This is a genomic window from Dysgonomonas sp. PF1-14, assembly GCF_029892965.1.
Lineage (GTDB): Bacteria > Bacteroidota > Bacteroidia > Bacteroidales > Dysgonomonadaceae > Dysgonomonas.
Genome location: NZ_JARXWN010000008.1, coordinates 132909 through 158643, shown reverse-complemented (window position 1 = coordinate 158643; position 25735 = coordinate 132909). Strand labels below are relative to the sequence as shown.

The following is a 25735-nucleotide window of genomic DNA, read 5'->3' as shown; positions in this document are numbered from 1 at the left end:
AAGAAAACATATGAACACTATTGTAAAGCCAAAACAGCGCAGCAGGCAGAGAACGGAAATCAGGAATATATTGAATACCTGTTTCCCGAAGACAGATTTTACGATAAGTACAGAAGAAAGGGGGAATTATGAAACCCTGACAATTCATTGGACGGACGGGGCTTCATCGCAACATGTATGGAACTCTGTGAAGCATCTCAAACGTTATTCGCAGCCGGATATCCATATCTGTGGTATCACGATTGAAACAGACCGCAGGATGAGTGAAAGAGTAAAGTCGCTGATCCTTAGTGAGATGAAAATAGTCTTCAATCTGGATAAAACACCTGCCATGCCGGACTATTTTAAACCTATACATGGAACAGCCGGTGATTATGTCCGGCTTATATTCAGCATGAGAGATTTCTAACTAATAAAAATATAAGAAAGATGAAACAGGAATATTACAGGCTTAAACTAAAAAATGAAGCCATCTGCGAAAAGACAAAATATCTGATAATTAGAACTTTGAAAGACAATAACGGACGCATTATCCTTGAAAGGACAAAGGAAGAAGAGGCTGATGACGATTATCCGTTGATAGCGATCCTTCCGGGACGCAAAGACGTGTATAGTATCTGTGTAACCGATGTATATATAGATGAAAACGAAACTATCTATGCAGACGGTATCGACGATGATACCGGTTATCGTAAAGAAGGCTTTATAATCGAAGAAAATCAGTATTCCGATATCCTGTATTTTATCGGCTATGTTCTGGATTGGTTTGACGATATGGATGAAAAAAATGTACTGAATTCACTGAACTCTTCCATTATGGAATTGGCATGTAATCTGGCGGAAAAAGAAATGGTCGATACTTACGGCAAGCTGCCGGAAGATTTTGCCGATTCTAAAGAAGAATGTTACACCGAGGAATATCAGAATATATTCAATCCGCTTTACGATAAATACTACAATAAGCTTTCAGAATTGGCTGATTTTAAACTCAGAGCCTTATGAAAAAAGAAGAAATAGAATTAGGGATGGTTTTTACCTTCGTAGATCATCCGGAAATAGAATATGTTGTTATCGGAATATACCCGGATAATGTTTCATTAGAAAGAATTACCCAGAGAAGCGAGGGAAGTAACCGTCATGGCTGCGGGTACGGATGGTTTACATACGAATCGACTAGCTACATCCGTAAAATGGGTAGTAAGGAATTAAACAGATATCAGACCCGTGATCCTTTATGCAGTCTTGAAAAAGGTATTTACAGGACAAAAAAGGATATAGTAAATATCGATTTCAAAACACTGGCGGAAGATGGGGAAGTTATCAGCATTTCCGGAGTAGAATGCGAGAAGTCGTCCTGTGACAATAACTATTGTCTGGAAATTACTTTCAGGCGTTTTGGCTTTGCAGAAGATTTTACAGCAACATTCTACCAGAAAAGCAAGATGGGATGTATCCATCTCTTCTGGAATATTTTTAAAAAAGTAAATATAAATGCATAAAATACAATTGAACTATGGTAATAAAATGTGAAGAAAGATATCAAGAGGCAATGGCTTATGCCAAGAAGACAACCGATAAGACTTTGCAAAACTGTCTTGACAGGTTGAAACAATATGAAATGAATGCCGATTGTGAGGTATATCTGTATAAGGACTTTGCGCCACTATCTTTTTATTTTGAGTTGAAGGATAATGCAGGAAAACGCATCATGAACGGAGGGCTGTTGTTTCATGGCAACCCGGATGAATCTTTCGCTGTTCAAATGATACAGGAAATAGGCTGGCAGATACATACCTGATTGATAATTGTTTAATTTGGATAAATGGTATTTTATGAGAAAAATAAGGATCAATTATATCGGCAGGATCAAAGAAGTCCCGCTCATCTCTTCCAAAAGAGATGGTCGGGAAAGAATTATTGTGATAAAAGGCTTATTTGAAGGTAAACCGGAGCATAAGACAAGCAGTACTCTGCCGGTTAAGGAGAACGAAAAATTTGAAAACGGGGAATTTGCCCGGGTAAAAGGTGGGTTATTCAAGGTGCAGAAAATAGTCAGTGTAAAAATGAAAAAAATCACAATTCCCTTATGGAAAGCCAATTTATTCATATCCCTATTCAATGGAGATGGAGGAGACGGTTTTGAGAAAGATGAGATAGAAGAAGCTATCCTGTTTATTGAAGAAAATAAGCTGTGTTCATTAACGGAAATCTCAGAACCCGCTGATAATGAAATAACCTGTAAATTCAGAATAAGATGAATAAAGAACAGAACCATGCCTTAGAAAAAGAAGTCCAGGCTATCCGCGATTTTACCAAAGAGTACCTGCAATGGATACAGCAATGGCAGGAAGACCATCCGTTCAATCCGGCGGATACAAGCGTATATGAGATTATTTTCAAACAGGACAATGAAGAAATGGTGCGGTGCTTGCAGAAAAAGTATCAGCTAAGCGATGAAACTGTATCGTTGTTTTTGGGATAAAAATTACATAACATATAATGAGATAATAATAACTGCCTGGAGAGATCCGGGCTTTTTCTTTTATAAAATCAGAAAACGATGGAAAAAAACATTTACAAGGAAAACGGCTATAAAGACCGGAACGATTATTTAAAGTCTTTATCAGAGGATTATAGCACAGACAGGCACATTATAAACTCTATGGCTGAAGTATTGAGTGAAAACGAAGATTTTGACGGATTGATTTGTGCATTGGAAGATTTTCCGATGCTGTAAGTGTAAGGTATTCAGTAATAAATTTTAAAACATTCAAATTATGTCAACAGATAATATTTTTATATACGTGATGCCGGTTTGTGATTTCTCCAGTGAAGAGTCAGAAACCTTGTCTTTAGAGCAATTAGATGAATTGACAAGACAGGATAAGATAGTAAAATACCGTCTTGAAAATTTTATAATAGCCATCAATGATGAATTCTGTGATTGCCTGACAGAAAGCTGGGTAGCATTGAGGACTGCTAATGATATGAATTCATTAAGCATAAGAATATGAAAGTAATATGTACCCAGTGTGGGGGAGAGGATGTAACCTGTGAAGCATGGGTTAACCCGAATAAGAACAATATGGATAAAGCTCTGGACCATTTTTCAGATGAAAGTTTCTATTATGGCTATTGTACAGACTGCCATAGTTCTACTGTGCTTAGTGATTGTGAAGAAGTGATACAGGCTGTAGATTATTTGTCCGGAAGCTACAAAGAGGCTACCGGAAAAAAACCTGCAAGCGCCAGATGTGAGATTACTTACCGGGATGAGAATAACCAGTACGGCGAATGCCTGATAGGACTGAATGGGCAATCAAAAGATAAGGAAGGTTTGTTGTGTTGTGTAGATGGTATCGATGGATTGAAGAAACTCTGTTTGCCGGAAAGCAATAAGGACTTTATAGTCACATGGATTATCGAAATGGGATCTTAATATTAAAATTTCATGGAAAAACTAATACTCAGGACATTGTCCATTGAAATAACCCGTAAATGCAATATGCTGTGTAGTCATTGTATGCGGGGAGATGCACAGAACCTCGATATCCGCCATAGCAACATCAGGAATGTACTGAAACATATCCGATGTATCGGACATTTCAATATAACCGGTGGCGAGCCTTCCCTGAATATTAAGGCAATCAGGTATATACTGAAGCAGGTGGAACTCTTTGAAATTGAAGTCTATGAATTTTATATTGTAACCAATGGTTCCAAAAGTTCTTTATCCGATGAGTTTATCGCCATATGCTCAAAGCTCTATGATTACCAGCAGAAGAAAAATATGTCCGGAAATTTCCGTATGCTGGAGATGAGTGATGACTGCTTCCATGATAACAGGTTTCATGCTGAAATCATTGAAAAATTGAGTTGCTACCCCTTTTTCGGATTAAGAGGGCAGGCAGACTATATCTTTCTCTTTAAGGAAGGTCGAAGTTGTTCCGGAAATCAAAATCACATACATCCCTTAACCCTTAACGAAGGAAATCATTTAGAAGGAAACGTATATCTGAATGCTGAAGGGATGATACTCAGCAATGGCGATTTAAGTTATCAGAGGCAAACCGGAAATGAATTATGTCATTGCTGTTGTTTTTGGAGTTATGTGAAATACCATGTGAAAAAATATTAGATAGAAAAACAGTTATGGCGACATTTCCCAATAGTTTGTACGAAACTCCCGACGAATGGCTCCGGGAGTTTTTTGATAAAGTGGACTTGGTCCGGATTTATAAGAAAACAGTCGAAACCCTACATTACAGGGAGTTAAATCCTGATTGGGAAAGACCCGTTGTTATGTATGGAATCCGTAAAACTCACCATAAATGCATCAAGAAACAAGAGATAGCCGTTATTATAGACCTGATGCCTTGGCAGGACAGGGCGAGAATGGCTGAAACCCATTGGTACAAAATAATCTATAAACGTCCGGCCACAGATTTGGAATGGGACGAAATGAAGCTCAAAAAACCGACCCGACGATACTGGATCTGGTCTTATTTTATAGAAAAAGGCTGGAGTATCGATAAAATCGTATCGCATATCGTGCAGGATGACGGTGATGAATACCATGTAGATACGACACAACTGATCAAGGCGTTTGAAAACTATTATGGACGTAGGATACGGATTTACAGGCGGGAGATTGCTTTGCAATTAGACCTGTTTTAATAACCCCCTATGGCAGATACTTATTATATCTCTTCGTTAAGTCACGGTAAAGACTCGCTTTGTATGACCCTGATGTTGATTGAAAAGCACTATCCGTTGGATGAAGTGGTATTTTTTAATACAGGAATGGAATTCAAAGCCTTGTATGAGATGCGGGATAAAGTATTACCTATTCTGAAAGCTGAAGGAATCAAATATACAGAACTGCATCCAGATAAACCGTTTTTATACTCCATGCTTGAAAAGCCTGTCAAAAAACGGGGGACAAATATTATCCATCAATACGGTTATTCCTGGTGTGGTGGCCCCTGTCGGTGGGGTACGAGTGAAAAGCTGCGTGTATTACGAAAATACATAGCGGATTCCTATTTCTATGTTGGCTTGGCTGTGGACGAGCCTTACCGTTTCAATAAAGAATGGCATCCCAACCGTATTTTACCCTTGGCAGAATGGGGTATAACCGAAGAGCAGGCATTAACTTACTGCTATGAAAAAGGCTTTGACTGGCGGGAAGAAGGGATAGCTCTGTATTCCATTTTAGACAGGGTTAGTTGTTGGAACTGCGGGAATAAAAACCTGAAAGAATTATATAATATATACCGATATCTACCCGGCTACTGGGAACAACTTAAAGAACTACAGACTAAGACAAACCGTCCTTTTCGGCGCAAAAGCGGAGAAACTATCTTTGATCTGGAAGTGAGATTCCAAGAAAAAAGTTCACTTGAGAAAGCGAACTTTTAATATATAGGATCCTTTAAGGGAATAACTCTATCCGGATTAACCGATCTTAAAACTTTTTGAAGGTTTAAAAGCCGGCACTACATGGGCATTATGTAAAGCTTTACATAATGCCCATTATGCAATGTAAATTATTATGTAAAGCAATAAAGTTAACCAGCTGATATTAAACATAAAACCATTTGTTTTCTATACATAAAGCATTAAGCTTTATTACAAATCTGTAATGCTTAAGCAAACCTTTTATTATAACCTTTCGATTTTAATTTCCACAAATTATCTTTTATATCTGATTGGGCAATAAATATTCCAATCAGGATTATGGTTCATGAACTTCCCAATGAATTTCAAGAGTAAGTCATGTTTCTTGAATTAACAGATAAACATACGGTTTATGTTAAATAATATCTTTACATATTGCAATTTAACCTAATTAATGTATTTTTATTTCAATAAAAAATTAGAGTCCGCTTGTCTTTATAAACATTACCTTGTGGAAGCAAATATAAATTAAAAAACATTTATTTTTTTGTTAAAATCATATGGAAATTATTCATTCAAATTATCTATAAGAGGGAATCAAGTAAAACAGGTAATAACTAATACTTAAAAACGCTTATTCAACACTAAAAACTAACTATCTATGAAAACAATCCTTTTGATGCTGCTGTCAGCATTTATGGGTGTACTGTCTTTATACGGGCAGTTGAACACCCTGCATAACCATTACCGCCCAGGTGATGTGTTAATAAAACAACAGGTTGAATTTGTCAATCCCGGAAAAACCGGAGTGAATCAGGTATGGGACTTTAGTAAGTTGAAGACCATTAATGAAGAATATACACTGACTTATGATTTGCCACCGCTGGAAGGTGATTCAGTGTATATCTTAGGTGATATCCGCTATAACAAGAAAAATGTATCGGACAATGAGCTGATAGTAGGTACAGAGCATAATACCATGTACTATTATCACCTATCCAATGATTCTTTATTACAGACAGGGCATGAAAACCCATCTGTTAAACTGGAATACTCTTCACCTATGGTTCTGATACAATTCCCATTGAACTATGGACAAACAGTTTCATCTGAATATAAATCCGAAGGTTTATATTCAGGAACAATAGATATTCAATCCGAAGGAACAATAACTACCACTGCGGATGCTTATGGTAAGATTATTCTTCCTTCTGGAGACACCCTTAGTCCTGTACTCAGGGTAAAGACAGAACAAACAATATTAGATATCCCTAACAAATATTCCTATAATATTGATTCGATAAACTATAAGGGGAAATTACTTGAAACCTGCCGCTGGTACAGTAAAGGATATCGTTATCCTGTATTTGAGACGGTCAGGAATCTCAATATAGCTGATAGCACGACAATCTTCTCCACTGCCTTTTTCTATCCTCCACAGGACCACCTGTATCTGGATACTGATCCGGAGAATCAGGCCTTACTGGATGAGCTTTGGAAAGAGACTGAAGATAATCAAAACAATACAACAGATGCAAACAATCAAGATGGCAAGACAGTCACACTGGAAGATATCATGACCTGCAGGATTTATCCGAACCCTGTTGTCTCACATATGAATCTGGAGTATGAGTTGAAAGAAGATGCAAAGGTTAGTTTCGAGCTTTATTCAATGGAGGGATTACCTATAAGAAAGCTACAGCCTAAATCAAGAACTAAGGGGATATATAATGAAACGATCGACTGCTCAAATCTGCAATCGAGAAATTATGTACTTAGGATTACAGCAAATGACACTTTTGTAAATGAAATTATAATTAAAAAATAAAATCTATATATTATGAGAAAAATTATATACTTAACAATCATCTTATTGTTTCATGTCTTATCACTCTTAAAAGCACAAGACTTTAGTGGCGACATTAGAAACAGCACACTATGGGATCCCCTTCCGGATATGCAATACGGATCGACAAAAGACTTTATGCCAGTATCCCCACGGGCTGCCAGCTTAGGAATATTCGGGCAAATACCAGTGGGTAACTATACCGGAACAGCAGAAATAAGTATACCATTATACGAAATAAAACATAAGGATTTATCAGTACCAATATCTGTTAGTTATCATGCCTCCGGGGTTAAACCTGATTTATTCCCCGGACCTGTCGGTTTAGGCTGGTCTTTACAATGTGGAGGAGTTATAACAAGAGTAATAAAAGGTTCTCCCGACTACGGGGCAGGGCCAGAGGATGAAACCAACGGGGAACACCTAGCCCAAATGCCCGATCCAAGAATAAATGATGACTGGAGCAGTGACAGAACACTGAAAGAATATGTTTATTATCATGATTATTTATTGGAGGGCACAAGCGACCCTGATGAATTTTATTTCAACTTTAACGGACATGTAGGGCGATTTTATGTTGACCATACCGGCGCATTCCGAGTTCAGTCAGATAAAGGAGAAACATTTCGTATTACCCAGATTAGTAAGCCTAGTGGTTTTAGTGGAAAATTTAAAGAATTGCCACAGACTGTCAAAGGAGCAATGCGCATAGAAAATAAAACTATTCTTGTTGGAGGTTGGCCTCCTTTCCCTATAGTAGTGCAAGACACAACATATTATGATCCCGATTCTGAAATAATTTATAATCCGAACATAAATATCCCTTTAATGATAACAGGGTTTGAACTAACAGATACAAAAGGAATAAAATATAAATTTGGAGGTTCTTTTAACTCCATTGAATTTTCAAGAAACGGACTCAGGGAATTTCAGGATATTGATGACGGTAATATGATCAAATATATACAACCTACATCGTGGTATTTAGTTTCTATTGAGTCTCCGAATGGATATAAAATCGAATTTTCTTATGAACAGGAAACATATATCACGCAAGTCCGTTTTACCGATTATGTCATTAGTCGCTATACTATCTATAACGTACAAACAGGAGCAGTGGGAGCATCGAAGGATAGAAGTCCCAGCCTTAGCGTAAATACAGTTGATGGAACAAAGGCTACCCTAATCAATGGTTGCTATCTGAAAGAAGTAACTTTTCCGTCAGGCAAAGTAAAATTTAAAAATTCTATTGCATCCGAACAACTTATCTACGAAGATTATTCTCCATTCCATCCTATGAGTCCAACTCAGGGATCCAGAGCTTACATAGATTCTAAATATTTTCAATCAATGAATAATCATTATAATAGTTTTTACAATTATCCTGATGTGAAATTTGCAAATACAAAAAAACTGCTTAACGGTACAACAGATACTAACTGGGAAACTGCAAGAAACAGATTTCTTCCGCATAAGGTGGATGCTTTTGAGGTATACAACAATAATAGTGGCGAATGGATAAAAAAAGTTGATTTTTCTTATACTACCAATCGTTTACAAAGAATGAAACTGACTGATATTAAAATACGGGGAAAAGCTTATAGTGGATTACAAACCTATTCGTTCCAATACAATCCCTTATATACAGATTTTTATTTAAGTCAATCCACAGATTATTATGGTTTTCAAAACAATGGTTCTTTTTATTTACCAGATGATAATCCTAGTGGTGTTTTTTATCAAGAAATTCAGAATGATTGCACTCTCTTTTATCAGATGAAAAAGCCAAGTACGGCACATTACATGAATGATATGCTGGTAAAAGTGATATATCCCACAAAAGGATATACTCAACTTGAATATGAGCCTCATGATTATGGAGCGGAATACAAGACATGGCCATTTAGAGTAGAAAATAATCCGAATGGGAACATAAATACCGGAGGACCTCGCATAAAGAAATTATCAAATTATGATTTTAATGGAACTAAACTGACAGAAAAAATATATCATTACAAAAAAAACTATTTAAACGGAGGAACTGCCTCAAGTGGTATCTTGGCCTATACACCTAAATATCATGAAAAATATGAGGACGTGGCTATTATAAAAAGATATTTGAGTTCCGGCAGGGAATTAGTTTCAGATAGTGCATTTGTACATTATTTTTTACGATGCACTTCCAATCCTATATATCCGCTTATGTCTACTAGAGGGAATCATGTAACCTATAGCGAAGTGACAGTTGAAGAACCCGGCAATGGCTTTAAAGTATATAAATATAAAAATTACGATAACGGTTATCACGATAATGATCTCATTCATGCTGTATCCAGAGATTTAAGACAATTAGAAATCAGGGATACTCCACTAATAAAACTTTGGGAAGATGATGAAGGAATAAGTATGAAACTGGAAAGGGGGCAACCCTTATCGGAAGAAATATTTGATTCAAATAAAAATCCGAAAAGTAAAACTGAATATTTTTATAATGATGATCCCAATAGGTTTGAACAGAATGTGCGTTACATGAAGCTTAGCCGTAATAATATCGATCTGGCAGAAAGTTTAAGATCATACCGCATAGTTGCAGGATTGCATTATACATATTTTCCTTATCTCAAGAAAAAAAAAGAAACTCTTTATTTAGATAAAACAGTAGAGAAAACACAGGATTTTACTTATGATGAAGACTATCGGCTGATCCGGTCTGTAACTTCAACCGATAGTGAAAATAACAGTATTAAATCGACCGTTTCCTATCCACATGATTTGTCAAGTTCTAATGGCGCATATGAAATAATGAAAATTAACAATATGATTAATTATCCTGTTGAACAGAATTATTTCAGATCAAATGAATTTATATCTAAAGTAAATTACAGTTTTTCTGAAAATTTATTGATAGACGGCATGATAGCACCATTTCCTCATCAGAAAAAAGTTAAGTATGCAGGAACTGACGAATATACCGAATCAACCATTACTAAATATGACACATTTGGCAATCCGGTAAATATTATAGGGAAAGACAATAACTCAACCTGTATTCTTTGGGGATATAAGGGGCAATACCCTATAGCTGAAATAAAGAACATAAGCTATGAGCAATTGAAATCGGTCATCGGTGAATCTCTCATCAATTCCATTGCAGGAGAAGATGATCCTTATATGTGGTATCCATATAGTATTATGGAATTGAGAACCGATGCGAGGCTTAAAGATGCACTGATAAGCACTTATACTTACGAACCTTTAGTAGGGGTGAAAACAATGACAGACCCACGTGGAATAACCACCTACTACGATTATGACGGATTAGGTCGTCTCAAAGAAACTTACATTATGGAAGACGGTAAAAAAAAATCTGTTCAGTCTTATGAATATCATTATCAGAATCACTAAAAAAGAATAGCTATGAAAAAATATATATTATTTATTCTACTAATAATATGCAATTGCGGCATCGTTTTGTCGCAGGAAGTGTCCGAGCCCGAAGAGCCGGTGCCTGGAGGACCCGGAGGGCCGGTAGGGCCCGAACCATCCGAGCCGAATATGATAACTCATAATTGGGGTTTGCTTACCGCCTATTCTGCATTTCAACAGAGTTTATATACAGAATGTATGTTCATATATAATGATTATACTTCTTTCGAAGATGCAATAGATTTTGAAGTAGACGGTGTTATCGAACTGAATTTTACTTTTACCAACCAGTCGGAATATGACTGTTTATTAACATTATCTAAAATGACAGGCGATATTGGCAGTTCGGTTATAAAGAACTATTCACTGATAAAAGGGACCGAAAAAACTGAATATATAGTTTTAGATGCGGGAAAATATCAAATAAGACCTGCTACTCCCTGTGGATATAAAGGAATCGATATCGAAGAAGAAGTAACACCTTTATCCCTAACAACATTTAATGACGAAGAATACGTAGGGCCTGACAATCTCGGACGCAAAGGCCCGTATACTGTCAGAATTCAGACACAAAAAAATGTTACATTCAATTTTTCCGGTGGCCGGAATTATATCAATACCCGTACATATACCAATGAAACAGGAATTGATTTTATCGACCAGATACAATATTTCGATGGGCTTGGCCGCCTCTCGCAAACCGTGCAGAGAGGTATTACACCTAACAAAGGAGACCTGATAAGTTTGCAAGAATACGATTCCTATGGCAGGCAATCGAATACATGGCTGCCAGCACTATCGGCACAAAACGGAGCTTTTGTTGATGAACCGGAAGTGAAGAATGCAGCCATCCAGCTCAATAACGACCAGAAACCTTATGCAAAATCTATATACGAAAATTCGCCGCTGAACCGTGTTACTGCTCAGTTCGGTCCCGGGGCTGACTGGCACAATGCGGGAAATGCCGTAAGGACAGGATACCTGACCAACGACAACACAAAAGACAGCCTGAAATGCATCCTATATAAAGTAAACGGTACAGGAACAGTCACTTCGCTGGTAAATGCAGGGTATTACGCAAATTCAACTCTACTGGTAACAAGGGTAACAGACGAAGAAGGACATCTTGCATACGAATTTAAAGACAAACTGGGGCAAGTACTGCTTACCCGCACTGTAGCAGAAGAAGGCTATCTGGATACCTATTATGTATACGACAAAGCCGGGAACCTGTGTTATGTATTACCTCCGCTGGCAGCCGGCACAGCCCAGACGGGCGACAATTCAGATGCCTTATTGAGATATGCCTACCTCTACAAATATGATAATCTGCACCGTTGCATAGCCAAACGGATTCCCGGCAGCGAATGGATATATTATGTATACGACAGGGCCGATAACCTTATATTCACACAGGACGGCGAACAGCGCAAAGACGGCAAAAACGAATGGTCGTTTGCCATACCCGATGCACATGGACGGATCGCATTGACGGGTATCTGTAAAAATACGATTAACTATGCCGTTAATCCATTAGACAATGCGATTGTGAGAGCGTTGTGGGCAAATGCCACAAATACATACAAAGGATATAACATCACGGGTATAAGCCTTACCAATCCGCAGGTATTGACTGTGAATTATTATGATAATTACGAATTTCTGGGTAAAAATTCCATACCTGACAATAACGATAGCCGATTCACAGGGCAGGACGGATATGGTGACCGCTATACCGGCAGTAATAAAGGATTGCTCACAGGTACATTAACCGCCCAATTGGGCGGGCAGGCAAATAGTCCGCTACTCTATACGGTAATGTATTATGATAGCCGGGGACGTATGGTACAGGCCAAAGCAAACAATCACCTGAACGGGACTGATTGGGAGTATGTCGCCTATAATTTCACGAATCAACCACTCAAACGAATGAACGTACATAAAGCACAGGGCAAGCCCGACCAGACGGAAACGTATGAATATAACTACGACCATGCGGGCAGGCTGCTGTCGACACAGCACAGCCTGAACAACAATACCCCGGTAATACTGGCAAGAAACAGCTATAACGAACTGGGACAACTAAGCGGTATCAACAGGGGTGGATCTGGCTTAATAACAGGAGGAGATGATGGTGACATAGGGGTAGATGACGACGGTACAGCAATAGAAGGGCCTGAAGTACCTACAGAAACCGCGACCAATATTCCCACCAACTATGCCTATAACGTTCGCTCGTGGACTACTGCTATCACAGGAGAATACTTCTCACAAAACCTGCAACACAGTCCCGGAGGAAACATTACCCGTATGGATTGGACTACCGATGGGCAAAACCGCAGCTACGATTTTGAGTACGACCGCCTGTCGCGCCTGAAAAAAGCAAACTATACAGGTATAGGCAACGAACAGTATGGTACTCAATATACGTACGATAAGCATGGTAATATTATGACACTAAAACGTAGCGGGAAAACGGATTCCTCCTATGGGCTTGTAGATAATCTTAAAATGAATTATACAGGAAACCAACTGACGAAAGTAACCGATACGGGAGTAAATGTAAATCTTACCTCATCGGCCGACTTTAAAAATCATGCCGGAGTAAACGGTTTGTATACCTATAACAAAAACGGGGCAATGGACAAAGATACTCACAAAGGAATATTGGGAATCTCATATAATTCATTAAATTTACCACAGGAACTAACCGTAAAAACCGGCAGGACAAGCGGTAAAGTTTACTATACCTACTCGGCAGGAGGAATAAAGCTAAGGACAAAGCATCTGGCTGCAAGCAATCCGGCTTATACTCCTATGCATGGCACAACAGCGCAGGATGCCAGCCTTGACCTGCTGAAAGAAACCGACTATATCGGCAATAAGATATATGAAAATGGCTCTTTGAAAATGATTGTGATAGACGGAGGTTATATACAAGACGGGCAATATTATTTCTATCTGACCGATCACTTAGGTAATAACCGTGTGGTAGTAGACAAGAATGGTACAGTAATACAGAAAAACCATTATTATCCATTCGGGATGGCTTTTGCCGAAACACTGAAAGCAGAGCAAGGTTTACAGCCGTATAAATACAATGGAAAAGAACTCGACCAGATGCATGAACTGAACCTTATCGATTATTCGGCAAGGTATATGGAGCCTGCTACGGGCAGGTTTACCACTGTCGATCCGCTGGCGGAGAAGTATTATTCAATATCTCCTTATGCTTATGTGGCTAATAATCCGTTGAAATTTATTGATCCGACAGGGATGTGGATATATGTTTATCATGGTGGACAGTCCTATAAATATGAAGATGGTCAATTATATCAATATGAAAAAGGCAAATATAATGAATATACAGTATTACCTGGCAGTGTCTTAGAAGGGATATTAAATGGTTTGAATGATTTATTTTCCAATTCAAGAACAGGAGCATGGTTAGTTAATTACTTTTCTAATGATAAAAGAGATATTTCTATTAAGAGTTTATCACGTATAGAAGCCCAAAATATGAAATTGGATTATAAAAATCAGATTGATATGACAAATAATATTATTTATTTAAAGGATGATTTATCAGGAAGTGAGATCCCTACAGAAAATGGTATTCAAATGAGCCCTTTTTGGTTAGATATTGGTCACGAGTTAGGGCATGGCGTAGACTTATCAATAAGAGGGCTTTCTAAGGCTATGGAACCTTGGAAAATGATAGGGGATGATGGCCGACAAATACCTAATACAGAAACCATATCCACTCATTATGAGAATTTTATTCGAGCAGAAGCAAATTTGCCACTTAGAACTCACTATGATAAGACTAAAATTGGAGGTGGCTATATTATTGTACCATATGCTCCGTCTTGGATTCTCGACTCCTCTGGCAAAGGGCGTTATTCTGGGGTGCAATATCGGCAAAAATTAAATATTACAATACCAGAGTATATAAAACCTCGAGTTTCACCAATAAAACTAAAATAGATATTTTATGAAATATATCATATTTTTCTTTACCTGTATTCTGTTAATCAGTTGCTCTGATCAACAGAAAATTATTAATGACAATAATTTAAAAAGAAAATTACAGATTAAAACCTATTTTACAAATGAAGAACCAAATAATGATTTTGTAATTCGTTGTAGATTATTGCTTCTTGAGAATCTGGATTTATTAGATTTTAATGCTGATACATTAATTTTTTATGAAAGAGTTTTTATTTCAGAATCGTTAGGCTTTGATTGTAGTGTATATAATTCTCAAAGCAAGAAATATTATTGTTTTGAGAATGGTAGCGGTAATTTTGATAAGAATGACCGTATAAGTAATAGAGACAAATCTTTTTTAGATAAGCCTTTAATTATCAATAATCTTTATGAAGTTAATATTCCTTCCAGTTTTAAATGTTTAATTGATTATTCAAGAAAAGGAAATATTGAAAAATTGCAAGAAAAAGATGAATCGGGATTTACAACATCAAAAAGTATAAAACTTATCTTAGCCATTAAGAATAATAAAACATATTTTATAGAATCTTATAAAAATATTGGTATGCCTGATGAGTGTAGATCGAGTTAATTCTTTTTGATTTTTACCACAGGTACTGGTAATCAACAGCCCGGCCGTAAAGGCTAAAAATTACTATACCTACTCGGCTTCAGGCGTGAAGCTGAGAACCGAGCAACGCTACGACCCGACTATGCTGACCGCTCCCATTACAGAAACAACACCCTCTAACGATGGGTTAAGTGATTACAAGACCACCGACTATGTCGGTAACATTGTTTACGAAAAAATAAAAAGCGGCCTGAATGTAACCAATAAAACAAGGATATTTGTAGACGGAGGCTATATAGAGGATGGAGAATATTATTTCTATCTGGGAGATCATTTAGGTAATAATCGTGCTGTAGTTAAAAAAGACGGTACGATAATACAGACGAACCATTATTATCCGTTTGGAATGGCCTTTGCCGAAACACCGAAAGCGGAACAGGGAATACAGCCGTATAAGTACAATGCAAAGGAACTCGACCAGATGCATGGGCTGAACATGTATGATTACTTTGCCCGTTATACTATGCCTGAACTGGGTAATCGGTTTATTATGGTTGATCCGTTGGCGGAGAAGTATTATAGTTGGAGTCCGTATCATTATGGAGGGAATAATCCAATTGTAAATATCGATCCTTTCGGCATGGATTATTGGAGTACGAATAATAAGGATTTAATAACGGCTTTTCTGAATGCTGTAGGTAGTGGACAAGAGTTATTTGATTTTTCCGGTTGGGAGCATATGACCGATAATGAATTCTTATCGCGGCTGACTTACGATGATGAAAGTGGACAATTTTACATGACCAGCGTAGAGATAGTCAATGGAGTAGTGACTATGACAGCAGGAAGTATTTTCGATGCCAATATAAAACCGGCTATTGGGTTAAGTGGTTTAGGTTATCCGGGGGCGTTTGTGTATAGTTATAGTTCAGGAAAAGGGGGATTATACAACAAAGGTTATAATGCTTCTCAATTTGGCGAAATTTCTGCATTTGCAATTGAATTTATGGCTCCTTTTGATCCAAATCGTTATTATGACGGTGTTAATAATTGGAATGTGAATATTTCGGGACGACTTGTTGGTATAGATAATGTATCACTTGCGAAAAAAGGAGGTGGCGGTAAGGCGACAGCACGAGCATTCAAAAGTCTTATTCAGCAAGCTACAGATCTAAGCCATAGAATAAGAAAAAATTCAGTAAAAATGAAGACTTCGAATGTTATTTATCATTATGACCTTAGAGGACCTGCTCACAAAGGTGTGCCAACTCCACATGTTCAAAGGTCCCTTCCCAATGTAGACTCAAATGGCGTCCTTCATTGGAATAAAGACTCAAAATGGGTACGATCTATGACACAACAAGACATTAGAATGTTAAGAAAATACAATGGATTTTAAAATATAAAATATGAAACTTAAATGGTGTGATAAAGATTTTGAACAAATGGGATGGCATGATAGTGCACTTTATTCAATATCATTTCCTTTTGATGATTTATCGCTTAAATTTGATATAGATTACATTATGGAATGGAAATTAATGGAAGATCCTTTACTTTCTAAATTTTACATCTGTCCATGTTCTCTTGTTTTTAAAGATGTTTTGAATTTAAGGATTAATATGGATTTTGAAAATAATACGAGTATCTACATATCTGAAATTGAAAGAAAAAATCCAACTTTATCTCCGAATAAAAAAAGCACTATATGGAATTATATAATAATTACAGATCAAGGAGATATAAGCTTTACATCGACTGGGTTTGAGCAGAGAGCAATAAAAACTCCTATTTGGAATGATGGATATGCTCTCAAACGATAAAATGAGATATAATTTCTGAAGGGTTGCATCTACAGATACTGAAAAATCATCCTGTCACGTTGCATATTTGGCAGGATGGTGGTAATGTATCAGATTAGGGGATGGTTGTATAACTGACTTATAATCATTGAAATATTCAAAAATGAGTAATAATAAAGACGGCCTAAGAACCGTTTTTATTATTTGGGTATCATTAAAGTCGAAATAAACGAGCTAATATTCTGAAAGATTAACTCTCATGTGTCAAATTAGGGGTTAAATGATTTGTAGGTATGGTAAAACATAACAAGCAAAAAGGAGTATAAAAGCTGAAGTCAGGTTTGTCTATTTTTAGTTAAATTTACCTCTGGAGCTTGCCGTAAAATATTAATGTATGACTCTTCACGAAGTATATTATATATTATAATTTACTATATAAACCCACGGTAAAATATCGTTTCATTAAACCTCTTAGTCTATACAGGCTACTATTGAAGTAATAGTTAATTTAGTATCCCCGGTTTAATACGGGAAATAAGATGTAAAACTAAAAACCACTATTACATGAAGAAAATCCAAAATTTCAACAGGCTGATATCAGATGCAGCTCATTATCTTGAAACTAAATTATTATTATCCACAGGGACAATAGAAGTTTATCGAAGGCACTGGAGACGCTTAAGAGAATACATGCATTTATATAATGTTGACACTTTTGAGCAGGATATTTATGATAAACTGCTTATCCACTATTATGGTGCCCGCCATATGGATGAATTGACAAAAGGAGAACGAAGTTTCTTTAAGGCCTTACATGTAATACAGGAATTCCATGAAACGAATTGTATTACAAAACAAATACTGTTAAGACATCGGACTAAACGTGAATTATATGGTCCTCTTGGAGAACTAATACTTCAATATTTATTATATCAACAGAATGAAGCAAGGGTCTCATATGGTTATATCAGTAATCAAAAATGTTATCTTTATATATTCTTTCAATACTGCGAAGCTAATAATGTAACCTCTATAAAGGATATTGATTTAATATTCCTTCTCCAATTCATCAAAAAGCCTAATTCACATAAAAGGCATCAAACAGAGTGGCTTCTACAATCTCTTAGATGTTTCTGCAAATATCTATACACTCATCATTATATCAATACCGATATAGCATCTAAATTACCAAAATACAAACGTATTATCCAACCTAAATTACCGTCTATTTATTCAAGCCAGGAGATAGATACCCTTCTTTCTTCAATAAAGCGTAATACAGGTTTAGGTAAAAGGGATTATGCCATTATCCTGATATTGGTAAGATTAGGACTGCGTGCATCGGATATAGCAAATCTTAAGTTTGAAAATCTTCATTGGGACACATCCACAATAGAATTAGAACAATGTAAAACAGGGAGACATATTCAGTTACCATTATTACCAGATATTGGTAATGCCATTATTGATTACTTGCGTCATGGGCGTCCTGTATCAGATGAACCCTATGTTTTCCTGAAAGCAGTTCCCCCATTTGAGAGATTTGCCAATGGACATGCCATCTCACATATAGCGCAACATAACTTTCTAAGATCTGGAATCAATATAGGAAATAGAAAATATGGCTCTCATGCATTACGGCATAGTTTAAGTTCCAGACTGTTAGAGAGAAATACGGTTTTATCTGTTATTTCAGAAGTACTGGGACATAAAAATTCTGATTCTACACGCTATTATTTGCGGATTGATATTAAATCCATGCAAAACTGTATGCTGGATGTTCCTGCTATACCTTCAACATTCTATAACCAGAAAGGAGGAACGTTTTATGAGGCACTTTAATAGTATTTATGGGACTCACATTGTTGGCTTTATCTCAATGAAGCGAACCTTGGGCTTTAAATACGGTAAAGAAGAGATAATCCTTTCATTATTTGACAAATTAGCTTTCGATCGGAATGAATCGGAGCCCGGAATTACAAAAGCATTAACCGAGGCTTGGTGCAAAAAGAAAGAAAACGAAACAGAATCATACAGATATAGCCGGATTTGTCTGTTATGTCAATTCTCTTCTTATATGAATGATCTGGGGTATTCTTCATATGTGCCAAAACAAATACCATTTCCCCAAAACACATTCATCCCATACATATATTCACCTAAAGAGATACATGCGATTTTCGATGCGGCTGACCATTTGGCTCTAAGACTGACTTTTCTGAACTCAACCATATTCAGTATTCCTACATTATTGAGATTACTATATGGAACAGGGCTACGTATTAGCGAGGCTCTGGCTCTCAAAGAACAAGATGTTAATCTGGAGGGAAATTATCTATGCGTCAGAGATAGTAAAAACGGTAAAGAACGGGTTATTCCTTTTTCAGGCACATTGTCGCTGGTACTCAAGGACTACCTGTTCTATAAAAATCAACTTCCTGTTAAACCGAATCAATCAAATAGTTTTTTTGTCAAATTAAACGGAGAAGCCGTCAAATATACATCTTGTTTAGGACGTTGGTTTAATATGTGCCTTGACGAAGCAGGGATTACTTATACAGATAGATCTCGAAAACCACGCATACATGATCTCAGGCATACTTTTGCGTGCCATTCTCTAATGCAGATGGCTGATTCGGGAATAGATATTTATGTTTCACTTCCAATATTATCTACCTATCTGGGACATCAGTCTTTGAATGCTACGAACCATTATGTAAGACTGACATCTATGATTTATCCCGAACTACAGAAAGATATTGATATGACTTGTTTAAACGTATTTCCTCAATAGATATGCAACCAACAGATTTTGCTAAATATGTATCTGCATTTTTGACCAGATACTTACCCGATGAGAAAGGATCAGGTAAAAATACTATATCCTCTTACAGGGATACTTTTGTTTTATTATTAAATTTTCTACGGAATGAAAAACAGATGAGAATAGAAAAACTAACAATTAATAAAATCTCAAAAGAGGTTGTTGTTGAGTTTCTTGACTGGCTACAAGTGACTCGTAAGTGTAATAACTCAACAAGGAATAACCGGCTTGCTGCCATACACTCTTTCTATAAGTTCCTGCAATATGAAAATATTGATTCCATCTTTGAGTCACAGCGTATATTATCGATAAGATGTAAGAAAGAAGAACATAAGAGCATTAACTATTTATCCGTTGACGGTATCAAGCTATTATTACAGCAGCCTGATACAACTACGATCCAAGGTCGCAGAGATTTGGCTCTTTTATCACTTATGTATGATGCAGGAGCACGGGTTCAGGAGATAATAGATTTAACACCATCCATGCTCCAATTACATAATCCTCCTACTATAAGAATAGTCGGAAAAGGAAATAAAATGAGGATTGTACCTATGCTGGATGCTCAGATAAAACATTTGCGTATTTATATGAAAGAGTCGGGAATGGATTCTCCTGCAATAAGCATGTATCCTCTATTTCATAATGTATGGAGAGAAAAACTCACTCGTGCCGGAATAAATTACATCTTACAAAAATATGCAGCACAGGCAAGATTAATAGATGATAGATTGATACCTGAAAAGATCAGTTGTCACACAATGAGACATTCAAAAGCGATGCACTTACTCCAGGCCGGGGTTAATATTGTATATATCCGGGATATTTTAGGGCATGTATCTGTAAAGACTACGGAAGTTTACGCTAGAGCAGATTCAAAACAAAAACGAAGGGCTATAGAAAGTGCGTATGTTGATATTAGTCCGGCTGAGAAGCCCATCTGGGAAAGTAATACAGATATACTAAAGTGGCTTAAGGCATTTTGAAATAATTATTTATGTAAAGTTGACAGAGTGTATCTTGTTAATCTTCAACAAATAGTGCTAGTCAGCTTTACATAATAATTTACATTGCATAATGGGCAGGTATAATAATTGTTGTATTCTTGGATATATTACGTGCTGTCTTTTCTGCCCTTTCCTTAATAATAAAACTACCGAAACCTCTTAAATATACATTTTTACCTTTTTCTAAAGATAGTTTTACTTCTTCCATAAATGATTCAACAATTTTGAGGACAGATACTCTGTCTATCCCTGTGTTCTGGGCAATCTGTGCCACTAAATCTGCTTTAGTCATAGTCTGATTATAAATTATTTGTTACCTTGCAAAGGCATTTATTATTTCCTTACCTGATAAATAATGCACAGGCACAAATTATTAAAAGCACTTATAAATGGGACAAGACTTATACTATAGGGTACCGGCTGAACAGCGAGAGCAATCCATGGAAGAAGTAAGACGTACAAGAACTTTTCGTTATTTCATCGAGGAAAGGCCATATGAAGACCAGCAAAGTCTTTTTAAAGAAATAGACAATATTCTGGAAAACGGAATACCATTCGAAGAATATATTCTTACGGGAATGAAGTATAGCAGTATGGTCGGAGAAACCGATTACAGGAAAGTTGCGGTTTTTTGTTTTGCAGAGACAATGAATGAGGTCATCTTAAGAAACAGGGAAAGGACAAAAAGTTTGCAACAGAGTCCTCATTTTATAGAAACTTACAATGATGTATTCAGCCAGATAACGGATTATTTGGAAAATAGACGAACCGATTTTCCAAAAGAAGCCTTACGTTGCCTATTCCTACTGACAGACGAAGACTTAGACCCTCATAGGCAGGGATTAACGGCAACACGTTTGATTATCGAAAGTTATGCATTTTGTTCTTCAGAAGAACAAAGGGAAGAAATTGAAAGGTTGGTAAAAGAATGCATGATGGAGTAAGAAACATTTATACTAAAAATAGAACAATATATGGAATTACACTTTCATAATGATGAATATATAACTCCTCCGGGAACTTTAACTCAAAATTTATCGCATCCATTTTTGGAAGCAGGAAATGGAATAGAACTATCATTATTCTATGATCATAGATATGCTTTCTTCTTTTGGAATAAATGGACTAGGCGTATACTAACGAAAGAACCAAAATCAAACCCACCTTGTCTTGTATCAGTTGACTGGCATCAAGACTTAGCTTGGCCGACAAAAGGACAAAAGAAATGGCTTGATGTATTGGATATTTCTTCCAACAAAGATGTTTCTTTATATGCATGGGCTAATCTGTCTCATATAAATGATGAACAAATTGTAGCTGCTGCATACTTAAATTTAATTGGAAACATTTATGTTCATTGCAGACAAGGCTCTGATCATAGATGGGAAGATCAGTCATATATCGATAAATATGGTAATGAACACATAATAAAAAGGTTTAAGGATTACGATGAATTAGAAAACTATTTGTTAAAATCATCTGAAAGTAAAGTCTATTTTGACATCGACCTTGATTATTTTACAATAAACAATCCTCTAAATGCTGTAGGTAAGAATTTTAGCTATATGCCAAAAAAAGAGATAATTGAAATGCTAAAAATTGAGCGTCCTCTAATTTCTTGGATATTCCAGCGATTGCAAGGATTTACAATTGCTATAGAACCAGAACATACTGGAGGTCTGCTCAAGGCTAATAAAATATTGGAAATTATTGATAGACTATATTTTAAACCTTCTCTTTTTTCAAATTATGCTTGGCAATGGGAAAAACATACTAATTGGAAACATTCGAAAGGTTGAATCAATTAGTTCTTTATGTAAGAGCTAACGATATATTTTTCAAATGTATAGTCTTATCTTTAATCACTACATTTTCTCGTGTAATGTGTAAAAAATGGGACTCGATCTTACAGACACTCAAAATAAGTTTCAGCTAATCTGACAACATTTTTCTCTTTCAAACGCCCTCTAAGGGCTTTTGGGGAGGGGATTTGAAAGAAAAAAATGTATTTTGAGGTTGAATTTCATCTGACAGTAGAAATTGTATGATCGAGTATCAACTTTAGCATGTAATGCTATAATAATCTAATAATTTTTTAATATCGTCAGATATAGGCTCTTCTGTTTTGAAAATATTAGTTGATATAATTTCCTTAGCCAATTCTCTTTCTTCTATGGATAGATTGTAAAAAGCTTCTCTCCATTTCTCTGTAAATCCATTTTCTCTAAAGAATTTGCGATATAAAATAAATGGCTCAGGCATATATAATAATTCCGTAAAGACCTCCTCATTTTCGCCAAAAGCTTCGATAAAGAAGCTTTTACCTCTTCCAACCTTTCCTTTTGTTGCGTTTAATATCGTTTGAATTGCACGAATAAATTTTCTATTCCAATTCCTCCCCAGATAATTTCTATTAGCATAAAACAAATTATCGCTTATAGGGTGGTATTTCATAGGGAATGAATAAATATTAACATTCAATTCTTCACATAAATCGACATTTAGCTTCAATCTTTGATATAACTCTATTGGTGTATCTTTGAAATTGTATAGCAAATAATTTGAAAAATGTTTTATATCGTGCTTTGCGGCACAGTTTATGGCTGATAAATACTTGTTTTGGTCTTTAATACTATCAAATGCAATTCTCATTGGACGTATTGCTATTTGGCTTAACAGAGCCATATTTGTATCATTAATAAGCCTGGCATCTAACCCTTGATTAAAGTCAATAAATCTCTGCTTAGGTTTCTTCCTATTATGAAATTCGTCATAATAGCTATGAATATGAGGATATATTTCTAGTATTTTAGATTTTGTGATTATTGCTATATTCTCAACATCATATTTATTGAGAATAGTCATAAATTCATCTTTCTTTCGGCCTTGAAGTCTTTTAAATAATCCTGTCAATATCTCTTTCGATTTTTGAATATAAGCCTTGTCATTTATGGCAAGCCTTAAATTTCTAACAGCTAAATCCAACTGATTCGGTTCAAGATATTTCGCTCCTGAATAAAATCCTAGATTTTTAATTTCTTCAACTATATCAGTTAAGGAGTCTGAGGCTAGAACATTATTGTCTAAAAGTAATAGATTCTGCTGTCTTCCAAATAGGCGATTGGTGTGTTCTATTTTTTCTTTTAAGGATATATAATTATTAAAAGTTGGCTCTAAAGTAGGGACAGCGCAAAAAGGACATTTTCTTATACAGCCTCGCGTCATATATCCATAATATGCGCTACTTTTAGAGTATTTATAGTCAATTTCGTCAAGTATAGAATAGTCTAAAGACATTTCATCTATAATAAAATCATTATCCTTATCTAGAATATGTTTTTTATTCATCAATCCTTTCCAAGAATTAACTCCAGTCTCTTCTTTGATTTCATTATGCAAAATTGTAGACATAACTCCACCTATCCATAATTCAGAGGGAGTCTTAACTAAATCTTTGGCGAATTTTATTGTTTCAATTGTCACATCCCAATAGAATGTAAATAGCGTTGTTATACAAATTCTATCCCATATAGGATTCTTTATATACTCTTTTTTCCAATAGTAGTCTTTGTATTTGCAAAGAACACTTTTTTCATCTTTCTCAAGACCCTCTAAATGAGTTTTTCTTCTTGTTTTTATATAATTCCAAATTCTATCGTATTGAAAATTCCAATCTTTTTCGGGTCTTATCAATGATAAATCAGCAATACATAGTTGAGTAGCTTGCTTTATTATAAATTCTTTCATGCTTCCTTTATAAAAGGTTACATGGTCTCCAATCTGGCGATGATAAGTTGCGAGTTTCATCAATCCAATTGGAGGATATTTATTTTTATAGTTCGGTTCTAATAATAAGACATTTCTTTTTATTGCCATAACTGCGAATATGTTCTTGATTGACAAAAATGCTCTACAGGTTGAGTCTTGATATCTATATGTTCAATGTCTTCACAGGATATAATAGAAAATTCATCATTTTCGATTGTAATTCTTTTTTCAGCACAAAGATTAGCTACATCTTGATACCATATTGTTTCGCCTCCTGCACAGGATTCCGAAACAGTACCAATAACTGAGAAATGCAATAATCCTTGATCCCCTAATCCCTTATAGTAAATTGTAGGCAAAAAATGAGGCACTAGATTATAGACTCTAAAAAATGATTTTAAAGTATGTATAACAAACAACTGAACAATTTTTTGATTTTGCTCTTCTTTGGGTAATGCCTTGTATTTATTCAATAACTCCTTGATTTGAGCATCAGACTGCTTTGTTGGATTAATAAAATCATCTAATTCCCCACCTTTATAACTAGAATGAACAGTCAAAAAAAGTACAAATTTGCTAGATACAGGAGCTAGTTTATGTTGTATTTGCAATAATTCTTTGACTGCATTAAATTTATATGCTTTCTGAATATTCCCACCTTTGTCTAAAAATTCGATAGGAGAAGTTATATTGTTACAAAAGTCCAGATTATAAACAGTTACGATATCCTTTAATTCAAATGGAATAACCGTATCTGGAGAATTATCATATCCTCGAAGAACAACTTCTTCAATGTATCCATCATAGACAATAAAGTTTTCCAGTTGCATTTGCCGCTCATACGCTAAAAGCTTTTCATGTAAGCGCATAACATCTTCCCGTTCTTGCAGAACATCTGATTGTATCCCGTATTTTCTACACTGAAAAGCAATTACTATTTTCAAATGCTCAATCCAAGCTTCGATATCTTCGGCTTCTGGAGATGGTAACCCTAAGTAAACAAGCTTATTACCTGTTTTTCTTTCTAATAGATTGAGTAAAGGTTTATCCCACTTATTTCTAATTAAAACCTTAGCATCTGTGTTAAAGGACTTTGCCATA

26 protein-coding genes are annotated in these 25735 nt (G+C 35.9%); 23 read left to right on the top strand and 3 right to left on the bottom strand.

Annotation, left to right across the window (positions count from 1 at the left end; genetic code table 11):
- Window positions 1-10 precede the first annotated feature (10 nt).
- From M2448_RS11590 to M2448_RS11490, 21 genes are all read left to right on the top strand, one after another.
- Entirely contained in the window at window positions 11-409 is a 399-nt protein-coding gene (locus M2448_RS11590) for a hypothetical protein (protein ID WP_280647765.1), read from the top strand.
- Window positions 410-429: 20 nt separating this feature from the next.
- Window positions 430-1002 (top strand): hypothetical protein, encoded by a 573-nt coding sequence (locus M2448_RS11585; protein ID WP_280697139.1) that lies wholly within the window; start codon window positions 430-432, stop codon window positions 1000-1002.
- Entirely contained in the window at window positions 999-1499 is a 501-nt protein-coding gene (locus tag M2448_RS11580; protein WP_280648006.1) for a hypothetical protein, read from the top strand. The genes M2448_RS11585 and M2448_RS11580 overlap by 4 nt, the downstream gene beginning before the upstream one ends.
- Before the next feature lie 14 nt (window positions 1500-1513).
- Window positions 1514-1798 (top strand): DUF4120 family protein, encoded by a 285-nt coding sequence (locus tag M2448_RS11575; protein ID WP_280648007.1) that lies wholly within the window; start codon window positions 1514-1516, stop codon window positions 1796-1798.
- A gap of 34 nt (window positions 1799-1832) precedes the next feature.
- On the top strand, window positions 1833-2258 hold the full coding sequence (locus M2448_RS11570; protein WP_280697136.1) for a hypothetical protein: 426 nt from the start codon (window positions 1833-1835) through the stop codon (window positions 2256-2258).
- A complete protein-coding gene (locus tag M2448_RS11565) occupies window positions 2255-2482 on the top strand; it encodes a hypothetical protein (RefSeq protein ID WP_280697134.1) in 228 nt (75 codons plus the stop codon). The genes M2448_RS11570 and M2448_RS11565 overlap by 4 nt, the downstream gene beginning before the upstream one ends.
- 78 nt (window positions 2483-2560) lie before the next feature.
- Entirely contained in the window at window positions 2561-2737 is a 177-nt protein-coding gene (locus M2448_RS11560; RefSeq protein WP_280646784.1) for a hypothetical protein, read from the top strand.
- A gap of 40 nt (window positions 2738-2777) precedes the next feature.
- Window positions 2778-3014 (top strand): hypothetical protein, encoded by a 237-nt coding sequence (locus M2448_RS11555; protein ID WP_280646785.1) that lies wholly within the window; start codon window positions 2778-2780, stop codon window positions 3012-3014.
- Complete coding sequence (locus tag M2448_RS11550) at window positions 3011-3439, top strand: hypothetical protein (protein WP_280697132.1); 429 nt, start codon at window positions 3011-3013, stop codon at window positions 3437-3439. Before M2448_RS11555 ends, M2448_RS11550 begins: the two co-directional genes overlap by 4 nt.
- A 12-nt stretch (window positions 3440-3451) precedes the next feature.
- On the top strand, window positions 3452-4138 hold the full coding sequence (locus M2448_RS11545; protein ID WP_280646787.1) for a radical SAM protein: 687 nt from the start codon (window positions 3452-3454) through the stop codon (window positions 4136-4138).
- A gap of 14 nt (window positions 4139-4152) precedes the next feature.
- Window positions 4153-4677, top strand: a complete 525-nt coding sequence (locus M2448_RS11540) for a hypothetical protein (RefSeq protein WP_280648035.1) — start codon at window positions 4153-4155, stop codon at window positions 4675-4677.
- A gap of 9 nt (window positions 4678-4686) precedes the next feature.
- Entirely contained in the window at window positions 4687-5421 is a 735-nt protein-coding gene (locus M2448_RS11535) for a phosphoadenosine phosphosulfate reductase family protein (RefSeq protein WP_280646789.1), read from the top strand.
- A gap of 640 nt (window positions 5422-6061) precedes the next feature.
- Window positions 6062-7228 (top strand): T9SS type A sorting domain-containing protein, encoded by a 1167-nt coding sequence (locus tag M2448_RS11530; protein WP_280646790.1) that lies wholly within the window; start codon window positions 6062-6064, stop codon window positions 7226-7228.
- Window positions 7229-7240: 12 nt separating this feature from the next.
- Window positions 7241-10651 carry a hypothetical protein gene (locus M2448_RS11525; protein WP_280646791.1) on the top strand — a complete coding sequence of 1137 codons (3411 nt, stop codon included), beginning with the start codon at window positions 7241-7243 and terminating at the stop codon, window positions 10649-10651.
- 12 nt (window positions 10652-10663) lie between these two features.
- Complete coding sequence (locus M2448_RS11520) at window positions 10664-14659, top strand: DUF6443 domain-containing protein (RefSeq protein WP_280646792.1); 3996 nt, start codon at window positions 10664-10666, stop codon at window positions 14657-14659.
- Window positions 14660-14666: 7 nt separating this feature from the next.
- Entirely contained in the window at window positions 14667-15254 is a 588-nt protein-coding gene (locus M2448_RS11515) for a hypothetical protein (protein WP_280646793.1), read from the top strand.
- Window positions 15255-15339: 85 nt separating this feature from the next.
- Complete coding sequence (locus M2448_RS11510) at window positions 15340-16632, top strand: RHS repeat-associated core domain-containing protein (protein WP_280646794.1); 1293 nt, start codon at window positions 15340-15342, stop codon at window positions 16630-16632.
- Between the two features lie 10 nt (window positions 16633-16642).
- A complete protein-coding gene (locus M2448_RS11505) occupies window positions 16643-17056 on the top strand; it encodes a hypothetical protein (RefSeq protein WP_280646795.1) in 414 nt (137 codons plus the stop codon).
- Window positions 17057-17599: 543 nt separating this feature from the next.
- The gene (locus M2448_RS11500; RefSeq protein WP_280646796.1) at window positions 17600-18877 is read left to right on the top strand and encodes a site-specific integrase; all 1278 of its coding nucleotides are present in this window, start codon (window positions 17600-17602) and stop codon (window positions 18875-18877) included.
- 37 nt (window positions 18878-18914) lie between these two features.
- Window positions 18915-19829, top strand: a complete 915-nt coding sequence (locus tag M2448_RS11495) for a tyrosine-type recombinase/integrase (RefSeq protein ID WP_280646797.1) — start codon at window positions 18915-18917, stop codon at window positions 19827-19829.
- Between the two features lie 2 nt (window positions 19830-19831).
- The gene (locus M2448_RS11490) at window positions 19832-20845 is read left to right on the top strand and encodes a site-specific integrase (protein ID WP_280646798.1); all 1014 of its coding nucleotides are present in this window, start codon (window positions 19832-19834) and stop codon (window positions 20843-20845) included.
- 79 nt (window positions 20846-20924) lie between these two features.
- On the opposite strand, the gene M2448_RS11485 is transcribed toward M2448_RS11490, so the two are convergent.
- Entirely contained in the window at window positions 20925-21173 is a 249-nt protein-coding gene (locus tag M2448_RS11485; protein WP_280646946.1) for an HU family DNA-binding protein, read from the bottom strand.
- An 82-nt stretch (window positions 21174-21255) separates the two neighbouring features.
- Here M2448_RS11485 and M2448_RS11480 point away from each other — a divergent pair, with 82 nt between their 5' ends.
- Both M2448_RS11480 and M2448_RS11475 read left to right on the top strand, forming a co-directional pair.
- Window positions 21256-21810, top strand: a complete 555-nt coding sequence (locus tag M2448_RS11480) for a hypothetical protein (protein WP_280646799.1) — start codon at window positions 21256-21258, stop codon at window positions 21808-21810.
- A gap of 30 nt (window positions 21811-21840) precedes the next feature.
- Window positions 21841-22665, top strand: coding sequence for a hypothetical protein (locus M2448_RS11475; RefSeq protein ID WP_280646800.1), 825 nt, complete (start codon window positions 21841-21843; stop codon window positions 22663-22665).
- Between the two features lie 262 nt (window positions 22666-22927).
- Here the strand turns inward: M2448_RS11475 and M2448_RS11470 are convergent, their stop codons facing one another.
- Complete coding sequence (locus M2448_RS11470) at window positions 22928-24742, bottom strand: hypothetical protein (protein ID WP_280646801.1); 1815 nt, start codon at window positions 24740-24742, stop codon at window positions 22928-22930.
- Window positions 24733-25734 carry a hypothetical protein gene (locus M2448_RS11465; protein ID WP_280646802.1) on the bottom strand — a complete coding sequence of 334 codons (1002 nt, stop codon included), beginning with the start codon at window positions 25732-25734 and terminating at the stop codon, window positions 24733-24735. Before M2448_RS11465 ends, M2448_RS11470 begins: the two co-directional genes overlap by 10 nt.
- Between the last annotated feature and the right edge of the window lies 1 nt (window position 25735).

Excerpts from the sequence above, each read along its gene's own strand:
- M2448_RS11580 (WP_280648006.1), top strand. The coding sequence starts at position 999 with ATGAAAAAAGAAGAAATAGAATTAGGGATGGTTTTTACCTTCGTAGAT.
- M2448_RS11570 (WP_280697136.1), top strand. The coding sequence starts at position 1,833 with ATGAGAAAAATAAGGATCAATTATATCGGCAGGATCAAAGAAGTCCCG.
- M2448_RS11480 (WP_280646799.1), top strand. The coding sequence starts at position 21,256 with ATGGGACAAGACTTATACTATAGGGTACCGGCTGAACAGCGAGAGCAA.
- M2448_RS11545 (WP_280646787.1), top strand. The coding sequence starts at position 3,452 with ATGGAAAAACTAATACTCAGGACATTGTCCATTGAAATAACCCGTAAA.
- M2448_RS11520 (WP_280646792.1), top strand. The coding sequence starts at position 10,664 with ATGAAAAAATATATATTATTTATTCTACTAATAATATGCAATTGCGGC.
- M2448_RS11465 (WP_280646802.1), bottom strand. The coding sequence starts at position 25,734 with ATGGCAAAGTCCTTTAACACAGATGCTAAGGTTTTAATTAGAAATAAG.
- M2448_RS11550 (WP_280697132.1), top strand. The coding sequence starts at position 3,011 with ATGAAAGTAATATGTACCCAGTGTGGGGGAGAGGATGTAACCTGTGAA.
- M2448_RS11560 (WP_280646784.1), top strand. The coding sequence starts at position 2,561 with ATGGAAAAAAACATTTACAAGGAAAACGGCTATAAAGACCGGAACGAT.
- M2448_RS11490 (WP_280646798.1), top strand. The coding sequence starts at position 19,832 with ATGCAACCAACAGATTTTGCTAAATATGTATCTGCATTTTTGACCAGA.
- M2448_RS11535 (WP_280646789.1), top strand. The coding sequence starts at position 4,687 with ATGGCAGATACTTATTATATCTCTTCGTTAAGTCACGGTAAAGACTCG.
- M2448_RS11530 (WP_280646790.1), top strand. The coding sequence starts at position 6,062 with ATGAAAACAATCCTTTTGATGCTGCTGTCAGCATTTATGGGTGTACTG.
- M2448_RS11495 (WP_280646797.1), top strand. The coding sequence starts at position 18,915 with ATGAAGCGAACCTTGGGCTTTAAATACGGTAAAGAAGAGATAATCCTT.
- M2448_RS11565 (WP_280697134.1), top strand. The coding sequence starts at position 2,255 with ATGAATAAAGAACAGAACCATGCCTTAGAAAAAGAAGTCCAGGCTATC.
- M2448_RS11575 (WP_280648007.1), top strand. The coding sequence starts at position 1,514 with ATGGTAATAAAATGTGAAGAAAGATATCAAGAGGCAATGGCTTATGCC.
- M2448_RS11585 (WP_280697139.1), top strand. The coding sequence starts at position 430 with ATGAAACAGGAATATTACAGGCTTAAACTAAAAAATGAAGCCATCTGC.
- M2448_RS11475 (WP_280646800.1), top strand. The coding sequence starts at position 21,841 with ATGGAATTACACTTTCATAATGATGAATATATAACTCCTCCGGGAACT.
- M2448_RS11505 (WP_280646795.1), top strand. The coding sequence starts at position 16,643 with ATGAAACTTAAATGGTGTGATAAAGATTTTGAACAAATGGGATGGCAT.
- M2448_RS11555 (WP_280646785.1), top strand. The coding sequence starts at position 2,778 with ATGTCAACAGATAATATTTTTATATACGTGATGCCGGTTTGTGATTTC.
- M2448_RS11470 (WP_280646801.1), bottom strand. The coding sequence starts at position 24,742 with ATGGCAATAAAAAGAAATGTCTTATTATTAGAACCGAACTATAAAAAT.
- M2448_RS11525 (WP_280646791.1), top strand. The coding sequence starts at position 7,241 with ATGAGAAAAATTATATACTTAACAATCATCTTATTGTTTCATGTCTTA.
- M2448_RS11590 (WP_280647765.1), top strand. The coding sequence starts at position 11 with ATGAACACTATTGTAAAGCCAAAACAGCGCAGCAGGCAGAGAACGGAA.
- M2448_RS11540 (WP_280648035.1), top strand. The coding sequence starts at position 4,153 with ATGGCGACATTTCCCAATAGTTTGTACGAAACTCCCGACGAATGGCTC.
- M2448_RS11515 (WP_280646793.1), top strand. The coding sequence starts at position 14,667 with ATGAAATATATCATATTTTTCTTTACCTGTATTCTGTTAATCAGTTGC.
- M2448_RS11500 (WP_280646796.1), top strand. The coding sequence starts at position 17,600 with ATGAAGAAAATCCAAAATTTCAACAGGCTGATATCAGATGCAGCTCAT.